This window comes from Mesorhizobium sp. M1A.F.Ca.IN.020.06.1.1 (assembly GCF_004023265.1).
Lineage (GTDB): Bacteria > Pseudomonadota > Alphaproteobacteria > Rhizobiales > Rhizobiaceae > Mesorhizobium.
Window position 1 is genome coordinate 1 of the sequence record NZ_RZSR01000870.1, and the last position, 2,557, is coordinate 2,557.

General features: G+C 66.6%; 3 protein-coding genes and 2 pseudogenes. 2 read left to right on the forward strand and 3 right to left on the reverse strand.

The window, feature by feature from the left end; all coding sequences use genetic code 11:
- Positions 1 to 58: 58 nt before the first annotated feature.
- The gene (locus EOA60_RS28270) at positions 59 to 703 is read right to left on the reverse strand and encodes an FMN-dependent NADH-azoreductase (RefSeq protein WP_067326803.1); all 645 of its coding nucleotides are present in this window, start codon (positions 701 to 703) and stop codon (positions 59 to 61) included.
- A gap of 16 nt (positions 704 to 719) precedes the next feature.
- Between EOA60_RS28270 and EOA60_RS39300 the strand changes: the two are divergent.
- A pseudogene (locus tag EOA60_RS39300) lies at positions 720 to 842 on the forward strand (LysR family transcriptional regulator); the annotation flags it as partial.
- On the opposite strand, the gene EOA60_RS28280 reads toward EOA60_RS39300, so the two are convergent.
- The gene (locus EOA60_RS28280; protein WP_127335059.1) at positions 784 to 1,410 is read right to left on the reverse strand and encodes a TetR/AcrR family transcriptional regulator; all 627 of its coding nucleotides are present in this window, start codon (positions 1,408 to 1,410) and stop codon (positions 784 to 786) included. The pseudogene EOA60_RS39300 and the gene EOA60_RS28280 sit on opposite strands and share 59 nt — an antisense overlap.
- 66 nt (positions 1,411 to 1,476) lie before the next feature.
- On the opposite strand from EOA60_RS28280, the pseudogene EOA60_RS28285 reads away from it, so the two are divergent.
- A pseudogene (locus EOA60_RS28285) lies at positions 1,477 to 1,901 on the forward strand (VOC family protein).
- 15 nt (positions 1,902 to 1,916) lie between these two features.
- Here the strand turns inward: EOA60_RS28285 and EOA60_RS28290 are convergent.
- A partial coding sequence (locus EOA60_RS28290; RefSeq protein ID WP_128312259.1) for a trypsin-like peptidase domain-containing protein occupies positions 1,917 to 2,557 on the reverse strand: 641 nt, incomplete at its 5' end.

Here is a 2,557-nt window from a genome sequence, read left to right on the forward strand (position 1 = left end):
GGCGCCGATCGGCGCCCGCCTTTTCATTCTCAGGGTTTTTCCGTTCTCAGGGCAATGATTACGCGGCCACGGCGATCCCGTCCGCGTTAGCAGCCGCGGCCGCGATCGCATCCACCTTGGCGGTGGCCTTGGCAAGCGCGGCGGTGACCGCGTCGGCGCCCATGCCGACGCCTTCGACGCGGATCACTTCGACGTCCGTCATGCCCAGGAAGGCAAGCACGCCGCGCAGGTAGGGGATGGCGTGATCCATCTGCACCGCGGCACCCTCGGAATAGATGCCGCCCGAAGCAAGCACGATATAGACCTTCTTGCCGGCGACCAGGCCCTTCGGGCCATTCTCACCATAAGCAAAGGTCCTGCCCGAGCGTGCGACGTGGTCGATCCACGACTTCAACGTCGAGGAAATGTTGAAGTTGATGAAACCGGTGGCGAGGATAATCGTGTCGGCCGCGAACAGCTCGTCGAGCACCGCGTCGGACACGCCGACCACCTCGGCCTGACGCGGGCTGCGCGCCTCGGCGGGGGTATAGATGCCGGTGGCGTAGTCGGGATCGATATGCGGCAGCGGATCGGCGACCAAGTCGCGCACGACAAGTGTGTTGGACGGATCGGCGGCGGCCAGCTTCTGAGCAAGATCGGTGGCGACGCGGGTCGAGTGCGAGGCGGCGCCGCGCGGGCTGGAGGTAACAAGCAGTATGGACATGGCGGTGTCCCCTTTCGACCGGAGCCCCAAGCCGGCGGCGTCGTGGCTCATCGACGAGTTCAAGCGGCAGCTCGGCTGCTTCAACGAGCTGGAGCCGGGCGTTTGGACGGACGAGGAGCCGGAGACAAGCCGTCCATGAGCGCCATCAGCACGGCGCGATACTCCTCGGCCGATGCGCCGGCCTCGATGGCCAAAGCCGCGCGATCGAAGGCGGCGGCCAGCACCGCGGCCAGCGCCTCGGCCGGCAGCTTGACCATCGAGCGCGCGCGCATGGCTGCGATCAGGCCTTCGCGCAGCGAGCGGTTGCCGTGGCGGTTGTCGATCTCGTCCATCGCCGCGCGGCCAAGCACGGCCGGCCCATCGAGCAGCAAAAGCCGCGTGCGGCCGGGCGCGCGCATCGCTGCGAGATAGGCGTCGGAGCCGGAGATCAAGGCATCGCGGGCCGAGAGCGAGGCGGGCGAGGCGCGGTCGATCTCCGCTGCGACGGTCGCTGCCTCCTGTTCGACGACCGCGGCGAGCAACGCCTGCTTGTCGGCAAAATGATGATAGAGCGCCCCACGCGTCACGCCGGCGGCGGCCACGATCTCCGGCGTGCCCGTCTCCGCATAGGATTTTTCCGTGAACAATTTTCGCGCCGCGCGGATCAGATCGGCGCGCGTTGCCTCGGTGCGGTCGCGGTTGGAGCGGCGTCCAGACTCTGGTTGCATACATACAGCCTGTATGTTAATTGCACTTACATACAGACTGTATGTTGGATGGCAGGAGAAAGAAAGATGAAGACGACCAGCTATTATCCGGTGCTGATGACCGGCGACGTCGCCGCCACGGCGGCCTTTTATGTCGAGCATTTCCGCTTCAAGGCGCTGTTCGACAGCGACTGGTACGTCCATCTGCAGTCGGCCGAGGATCGCCGCGTCAATCTCGGCATCGTCGACGGGGACCATGAGACGATCCCTGAGGAGGCCGGGGACGCACGTCCGGCCTGCTGATCAATTTCGAGGTCCGCGATCCCGACGCCGTCTATGAGCGCATCGTGGCCGCAGGCCTGCCGATCCTGCGCACCTTGCGCGACGAGCCCTTCGGCCAGCGCCATTTCATCACCAAGGACCCCAACGGCGTGCTGATCGACGTGATCAAGCCTATCGCGCCGAGCGAAGAATTCCTGGCGCAATACGCCAAAGGTGCGGCCGGGAGCTAGGCCGGACAGCGGGTCTCAGTTCGTCCGCGCCACCGGCGTCACGGCGACCTGGCTGACGCCGGTGCGGCGCACGACGGTGCAGAGCGTCTCGCGACCGATGCGGTCGGCGTCGAGCATGCGCACGAGATCATCGACGCCGGTGACCGGTCGGCCGTCGAGAGCGGCGATGATGTCGCCTTCCTTCAGGCCAGCCCTCGCGGCGGGGCCGTTCTTCTCGACACTGCGCAGGCGCACGGCCGTGTGGGTCGTGACCTGCGAGAGAAGTGCGGCACGGCGCGGCAGGTTGGTCGTATCGGCAGAGACGCCGATGAAGGCGCGGCGCACGCGGCCGAAGCGGATGATCTCGGAAATGACGAAATTGGCGATGTTGGAGGCGACCGCGAAGGCAATGCCTTGCGCGCCGTGGATCAGGGCGGTGTTGACACCGACGACTTCGCCAGCCGACGACACCAGCGGTCCGCCGGAATTGCCGGGGTTGAGCGCGGCGTCCGTCTGAATGACGTCGTCGATCAGCCTGCCGGTCGAGGCGCGCATCGAGCGGCCGAGCGCCGAGACGACGCCGGCGGTGACGGTCCATTCGAAGCCGAGCGGATTGCCGATGGCGATCGCGATCTGGCCGCGCCTGAGGCGCTTGGAATCGCCGAGCGGGGCGATGT

Bases quoted from the DNA above. Each gene is read 5' to 3' on its own strand.
- EOA60_RS28280 (WP_127335059.1), bottom strand. From the start codon at position 1,410: ATGCAACCAGAGTCTGGACGCCGCTCCAACCGCGACCGCACCGAGGCA.
- EOA60_RS28270 (WP_067326803.1), bottom strand. From the start codon at position 703: ATGTCCATACTGCTTGTTACCTCCAGCCCGCGCGGCGCCGCCTCGCAC.